Annotated in this window: 5 protein-coding genes; 3 read left to right on the top strand and 2 right to left on the bottom strand. The window is 72.0% G+C overall.

The window, feature by feature from the left end:
• Positions 1 to 78 precede the first annotated feature (78 nt).
• On the bottom strand, positions 79 to 378 hold the full coding sequence (locus ACGFU7_RS40425; protein WP_393702990.1) for a hypothetical protein: 300 nt from the start codon (positions 376 to 378) through the stop codon (positions 79 to 81).
• 190 nt (positions 379 to 568) lie between these two features.
• Between ACGFU7_RS40425 and ACGFU7_RS40420 the strand changes: the two genes are divergently transcribed.
• From ACGFU7_RS40420 to ACGFU7_RS40410, 3 genes are all read left to right on the top strand, one after another.
• Complete coding sequence (locus ACGFU7_RS40420; RefSeq protein WP_393702989.1) at positions 569 to 1,042, top strand: DUF6643 family protein; 474 nt, start codon at positions 569 to 571, stop codon at positions 1,040 to 1,042.
• Positions 1,043 to 1,304: 262 nt separating this feature from the next.
• Positions 1,305 to 1,913 carry a hypothetical protein gene (locus tag ACGFU7_RS40415; protein ID WP_393702987.1) on the top strand — a complete coding sequence of 203 codons (609 nt, stop codon included), beginning with the start codon at positions 1,305 to 1,307 and terminating at the stop codon, positions 1,911 to 1,913.
• 152 nt (positions 1,914 to 2,065) lie between these two features.
• Positions 2,066 to 4,504: a right-handed parallel beta-helix repeat-containing protein gene (locus ACGFU7_RS40410; protein WP_393702986.1), complete on the top strand. Its 2,439-nt coding sequence runs from the start codon at positions 2,066 to 2,068 to the stop codon at positions 4,502 to 4,504.
• Here ACGFU7_RS40410 and ACGFU7_RS40405 read toward each other — a convergent pair.
• A complete protein-coding gene (locus ACGFU7_RS40405; RefSeq protein WP_393702995.1) occupies positions 4,474 to 6,783 on the bottom strand; it encodes a hypothetical protein in 2,310 nt (769 codons plus the stop codon). The genes ACGFU7_RS40410 and ACGFU7_RS40405 overlap by 31 nt on opposite strands.
• Positions 6,784 to 6,843 lie beyond the last annotated feature (60 nt).

The raw sequence follows: 6,843 nt of genomic DNA, 5'->3' as shown, positions 1-6,843 counted from the left end.
ATCAGCGGCGCTGCCCGCCAGCCCACCACGGCCTGAACACAGCCCCAAAACCCGGCACCACCATGCCCCGACGCACCGTCAGACACCCACACACCGAACAACGTGACAACGCCTGCGTACGTCCTTGACCGTGAGTCGGGCGTCCTTCTCGGTGCCGCGGTTGGGGATGAGGTGGAGACGGACGCAGGCGGCGTAGCGGGGGTGGATGTTCTCCCGAAACCGGTGGGCGGCGACACCGCCGAGCCGGTAGGCCCAGTAGTCACCGCGCGCGCTGTCGGCGGTGGCGACCGGCAGGCCGCGGTTGCCGTCGGCGATCTCCTGAGAGTCGTAAGGTTCCAGGCGCTCGGGGTCGAAGCCCTCCGTCCTGGCGAGTGCCACGCGGGGGTCGCCCCTTGCAGCCCATCCGCCACTTCTCGTTAGCCATGGGGCCCTCCAACGGAAAAGCCCCCGCTGTTAACGGAAGCTTTAACGATGTTTTGGCAGGTCAGGCGGACAGAACCAGCGTAAAACGGATAACCCCAAGATTGGGGCTCCCCAACCAGCACATCGTGGGCTTAACTTAGGTGTCATGACCTCCCCCCGCTCCACCTACGGCGGCGGCTACTACGCCGCACCGTCGTTCCCCGACACTCCGATCTACGACTCCCTGGTCGCGGAGCGGGGCACCCCTCAGATCGCTCCGATCCGAGTGCCTGCCGCCTATGACACCGGCAACAGCTACCTGCCGGCGCTCCCGGCGGCGCTGCCGGCTCTTCCCGCGGCGCCTTCCCAGCCCAATCCGTCGTACGGCTACCAGCAGCCGGCCCAGCAGGGTTACGCGCCGATGCAGCCCGCACAGCTGCAGCACGCCCCGGCGCCGTACATCCCGCAGCAGCCGACCGCGGCCCGCGGCGGGTACCAGGCGCCCTATCCGCAGCAACAGCAGCGGCCGGCGCCGGGCACCGGTTACGAGGCGATGCGTCCGGCGTCGCCGCGCCCCGCCCCGGCGCCCTCGCCTTACGAGGACCCGTACAACCGCCCGTACCAGGGCCGGGGGTACTGAGCCGGGAATCGCACACAGTCGCACGAGGTCGTCGTCGAGCCATGGGGACTCGACGGCGACTTCGGTGTTCCCGCACCGGCAGCACAGCCCCCTCGTCGGCCGCGCGTGCCCCGGAGGAACTGTCAGCCCGGACCTGTGGGGCGGGGGAACTCACGGGGGCGGTCCGTGCGTTGGCCAGGGTGAGGTTGCTCTCTCTTCGCTGCTCCAGCGAGCGAAGCATGCCGTATCAGGTTAAGACGGATACGGAAGGGGGTGCAGGACTGTGCGAGCGGTTGCGGGAGTGTGGCGTTGGCGGCGCAACCCCCTGCGCCGCGCCACTGACCGGCGCGAGGCATGGGTGGCTCTTGTCGCGCTGCTTCTCATGGTGCTGGCGGCGCCGTCGGTGGGCTGGGTATGCGGTTCGTTCACGGACAACGCCCTGCAGAAATCGGTGCGGGCCCAGCAGGCCCAGCGTCATGCCACGACCGCGGTCGTGGTGCGCCGGGCACCGGGAGCACCACATTTCGCCACCGATCCCGAGGTGTCCTCGGAACGCTCCGCGCAGACCTCGGTGGTGGCGCGCTGGAAGGCCCCGGACGGCACGAACCGCCGCGGTACGGTGACCACCTCCTCCCGCAGGACGGATCCCGGGGCCGAGGTGGAGATCTGGACGGACCTCGACGGCCGCGCCGCGCTGCGGCCCATGGACGCTCCGACGGCTCATACACATGCGGCGCTGGCCGGGCTCGGGGCGATGCTGCTCGCCGTCGGACTGGTCGAGGGCGGCCGACGCCTGATCGTCTGGCGCATGGTGCGGGGGCGGTACATCCGGATCGACCGAGCCTGGGCGAAGGCCGGTCCCGACTGGGGCAGGACCGGGACCGGCAGCTGATCAGCTGCCGATCGGGTCAACTCCCGCCCGCCGCGCGCGCTACGGTGGACCGGCCCGCCCGCTTCCTCGGTGGGCGGGCCCGGAGTTCGTCGCTGCCGGAAGGCCGGTGACACGGGCATCACACACGCACGAGGTGGGGGCACAACAGCGCCATGGCACAGGGCACGGTCCAGGTGACGCACACCGGCACATCGCGGTGGCGGCGCCGCACAGGCGAATACGCCTCCCTCACCGCAGCCCTGGAGGCCGCGGCGGACGGCGATGTCCTCACCATCGCGCCGGGCACCTACCGGGAGAATCTGGTCCTGCACCGCGCGGTGACGCTGCGCGGCCCCGAGGGCTCGGTCGGTTCCGTACGGATCGCGCCGGTCGACGGCGTACCGCTGACCGTCCGCGCCTCCGCCGTCGTCTCGGACCTGCATGTGGAGGGTCAGGACTCGACGGCCCCGGCGCTGCTCGTCGAGGACGGCGCGCCGGAGCTCGCGGATCTGCGGATCGTCACGCGTTCGGCCGCCGGGATCGAGGTGCGCGGTGCGGCCCGGCCGACCGTGCGCCGCTGCACGGTCGACAACCCGGCCGGGGTCGGCATCGCCGTACTCGACGGTGCGGGCGGGGTGTTCGAGCAGTGCGAGGTCGTCTCGGCCGGCCAGTCCGGTGTCTCGGTACGTGACGGTGCGCATCCGCGGCTGGAGCGCTGCCGGATCCACCATGCGTCGGGCGCGGGGCTGAGCGTCACCGGCGAGGGCAGCGGCCTGGAGGCCGTCGGCTGCGAGGTGTACGAGATCAAGGGCAGCGGAATACAGGTGACCGCTCGCGCGGCCGCCCACCTCACCGACTGCACGGTGCACCGCACTTCGGCGGACGGGGTCACGCTCGACACCGACGCCGTACTGACGCTCGCCGACTGCGACATCCACGACATCCCGGAGAACGCAGTGGATCTGCGTTCCCGTTCGGTCCTCACCCTGACCCGCTCCACGGTGCGCCGGTTCGGCCGCAACGGCCTTTCGGTCTGGGATCCCGGCACCCGTGTCGACGCCAACCAGTGTGAAATACATGACAGTACGGGCGATTACCCGGCGGTCTGGGTGAGCGACGGGGCGACCGTGATACTGGACTCCTGCCGGGTCCACGACGTACCGGACGCCATCTTCGTGCTCGACCGGGGATCGCGCGCCGATGTGGTCGACAGCGATCTGTCCCAGATCCGCAATACCGCGGTGTCGGTGAGCGACGGGGCGACGGCCCAGCTCGACGACTGCCGTATCCGTGAGGCGTCCACCGGCGCATGGTTCCGCGACCACGGCAGCGGCGGCACGCTGAACAACTGCACCATCGACGCCGCACAGACCGGAGTGATCGTCACCAAGGGCGCCGACCCGACGATCGAGCGCTGCACGGTCACCTCCCCCGCCGAGGCCGGTTTCTATGTCTCCGCCGAGGGCCGCGGCACCTTCCACAGCTGCCGGGTCACCGGGAGCGATGGCTACGGCTTCCATGTGATGGACGGCTGCCGTACGACGCTAACCCGTTGCCGTACCGAGCGGTGCGCCCGCGGTGGATACGAGTTCGCTGAAGGCGGCGCCGCCCACGGCGACGGCAAGGGATCGGGGCCCGTCGTGGAGGACTGCACGAGCGACGAGAGCGCGCTGCGCTCCCCCGCTCCCGCGGCCCCGACCGTGCTGACGGCGACCCAGTCGGCTCCCGGGCTGCTCGGCGCGGTCCCCGGGCAGCGTGCTGTCGAACCCGCCCCGGCCGAGGTGCCCGCCGCCGAGCCGGTACGCGCGTCGGACGCCGTCCTCGGGGAACTGGACGCGCTGGTGGGCCTGGACAGTGTCAAGCGGGAGGTGCGCGCCCTCACCGACATGATCGAGGTCGGCCGCCGGCGTCAGGAGGCCGGGCTCAAGGCCGCGTCGGTCCGGCGCCATCTCGTCTTCACCGGCTCCCCCGGCACCGGCAAGACCACCGTGGCCCGGCTGTACGGCGAGATCCTCGCCTCGCTCGGAGTACTGGAGCGAGGCCATCTGATCGAGGTGTCCCGCGTCGATCTGGTCGGCGAGCACATCGGCTCCACCGCCATCCGCACCCAGGAGGCCTTCGACCGGGCGCGCGGCGGAGTGCTGTTCGTCGACGAGGCATACGCCCTGTCACCCGAGGACTCCGGCCGGGACTTCGGCCGGGAGGCGATAGACACGCTCGTGAAGCTGATGGAGGACCACCGGGACGCGGTGGTCGTCATCGTTGCCGGATACACCCAGGAGATGGAGCGGTTCCTCACCGTCAACCCCGGTGTGGCCTCCCGTTTCTCACGGACCATCACCTTCAGCGACTACGAGCCCGCCGAACTGCTGCGGATCGTGGAGCAGCAGGCCGACGAGCACGAGTACAGCCTGGCCTCCGGGACCGGGGAAGCGCTGCTGAAGTACTTCACGGAGCTTCCCAAGGGCCCGGCTTTCGGCAATGGGCGCACGGCTCGGCAGACCTTCGAGTCGATGGTGGAGCGGCATGCGGGCCGGGTCGCCCAGCTCGCCGAGCCGAGCACGGACGACCTCACGCTGCTCTACCCGGAGGATCTGCCGGACCTCCCCTGATCCCGCGGGGTCTCCTGGGCTCCCTCCCCGTCGGCCTGGCGCGGCAGGACCGGTGCCAGCCGGTCCAGCAATGCGGCCCGCTCCTGGGCGAAGACCGGGTCGGCCTGGTAGTCCGAGTGCCCCAGAACGGGTTCGGGCAGCGGATGTTCGGGGGTGCGCCCGTAGACCAGGGGGTCCTTCAGCGGCCCCCGGTCCACCTCGGGCCCCGGTCCCTCATCGAGCCGGACCCGGCCGCCGATCGGGTCGGTGGCCCGCCACAGATTGCGCCAGCAGCGCACGGACCGGTGCAGTCCGTGCAGCGGTACAGGGCCGAAGTAGGCCGGGAACCAGCGCGCGTACAGTCGCTCGACCGGCGAGCCGTAGGTGAGCAGGGCGACCCGGCTCCGGGTCTCGGCGGGCAGCTGCCAGACCGCGGACGCCGCGAGGACGCTGCCCTGTGAGTGGCCGGAGATGACGAGCCTGCCGCGGGTCTGTCCGGTCCAGCCGGACATCCGTGACGCCAGATCGGGGACGGCCCGCTCGGCGTAACAGGGCGGTGCGAAGGGGTGGGCGGCGCGCGGCCAGAACGTACCGACGTCCCAGAGGATGCCGATGGTGCGCCGGGCGGAGACGTCGCGGTAGGCACGCCGTCCCCAGGTGACGAAGAGTACGAAGCCGAGTCCGATCATCCAGGATCCGGTCGACTGGGCCGCCTCGGCCACGGACTCGACGAACGGGCCGCTTCCCTCCATCGCCAGCCCGGGCACCTCACCGCTCGCCCAGGCCCCGCCGACCGCCGCCGCACCGAGCAGCAGCGTGGCGCCGGAGACCGGGCCGAGGATCCAGGGCGCGGAGTCGGTGAGGGCTGCCGTGGCCCGGATCCGGGCGATCTGCCGGGTCCGGGCGGGGTCCGGCCGCTCCTGACCGTACTCCCGGTCGACCTCGGGCTCCAGAGCGCGGGCGGCGAGCCAGGTGCGTACGAGCAGCAGGATGCCGGGGACCGCGAGCAGCACCAGGAGCACGGGGATGACCGAGGCCTGCCAGCTGAGCAGCACCGGCGGCCCCTCGATGACGGCGCTCCTGCCCATGCCCGGGGTTCCGGAGCCGTCGAGCCAGTCGGCGACGCGCTGGGCGACCCCGCCGGTCATCACGCCGCCGAGAGCGCACGCGAGCATGGCGACGACCGGTCCGCCGAGTCCGTACATGACGGTGCGGGGTTCGGGGGTCCGGCGGTACAGGCCCAGTGACACCACGGCGAGGACGACGACGAGCGCCCCCTGGCCGAGCGTGACGATGCTGAAGGTGACGTCGCCGGGCAGGGTGCCTGCCGAGACCCAGGCGGGGCGTGACCAGGCCGCGTACACGGCGGCGAGGACGAGCAGGGCCAGGGCTGCGCCGGGCAGACAGGTGATGAGGGCGTGGTCGAGCCGGTTGTCGAGACGCCGTTCGCTGCGGCCTCGGCGGCAGACGACCCAGAGCACGACGAGCGCGCCCAGGACCAGGGCCGCCTCGATCAGCCGGCCGAGGATCTCCGGCACGGGGCCGGTGACTGCGCGGTCGTGGCGGGCCGCGGCGCCCGCGACCGACGCGGCGACGGTGAGGAATCCGGCGGCGGTGTGGGCGGCGCGCAGCCGGGCGACCAGCCGGCGGCCGTACCAGAATCCGGGCCGGGCGAGGGCCGGGCGGCCACCGGCCGCGGTGCCGGGGGTGTTCAGGTCGTGCGCGCTCTCGGGGTCGGCGTCGTCCGGTTCGGATCCGGTGAGCGGGCGCTGCGATTCGTACGCGCTCCATGTCCGGTTGGACAGGAACCAGAGCAGCCCCACCAGGGCGGTGGGCACCAGAGCGGCGAGGGCGAGCCTTCGGCCCGGCTGGGACCACCAGCCGCCCTGTGCCGTCGACAGGAAGCCGAGCCAGGACCGCTGGTTCGAGCAGTCCGGCACGCCCGCGCACTGCCAGGCCGTCAGATCGAGCGCGACCTCGCAGGCCGCCGCGGTCAGCAGGACCGTGAGGCTGAGCGCGACGAGCCGGACGAGGACGCCGTACAGGCGCACCGCGCGGGTACGGCCCCGGGCGGTGGGGCGCATCCAGTGGGCGAGGTTGACCACCATGAACGGGAGCAGCAGCAGCCACAGGGCGCGGGAGCCGTTGCCGGAGGTGAGGTTGGACCAGCAGTAGGCCTCGGCGATGGGCCGGTCCCGGTACCGCTCCGGGTGCTGTTCGGCGTCCATGTCCCCGGCGCGCCGGTAGATGGCGGCAGTCGCGTCGCCGGTGACCCGGACCGGGCGCGGATCGTCGAGCATCTCCTGCGGAGTGGCGCCGCCCACGCCATGGACCAGCAGTTCCAGCGCGGGCCCCGGACT

It is taken from the genome of Streptomyces sp. NPDC048473, from assembly GCF_043200155.1.
Lineage (GTDB): Bacteria > Actinomycetota > Actinomycetes > Streptomycetales > Streptomycetaceae > Streptomyces.
This window is presented reverse-complemented; position numbering and strand designations above follow the sequence as displayed.

Coding starts and splice junctions, on each gene's coding strand:
- ACGFU7_RS40420 (WP_393702989.1), top strand. CDS start 569: ATGACCTCCCCCCGCTCCACCTACGGCGGCGGCTACTACGCCGCACCG.
- ACGFU7_RS40410 (WP_393702986.1), top strand. CDS start 2,066: ATGGCACAGGGCACGGTCCAGGTGACGCACACCGGCACATCGCGGTGG.
- ACGFU7_RS40405 (WP_393702995.1), bottom strand. CDS start 6,783: ATGCTCGACGATCCGCGCCCGGTCCGGGTCACCGGCGACGCGACTGCC.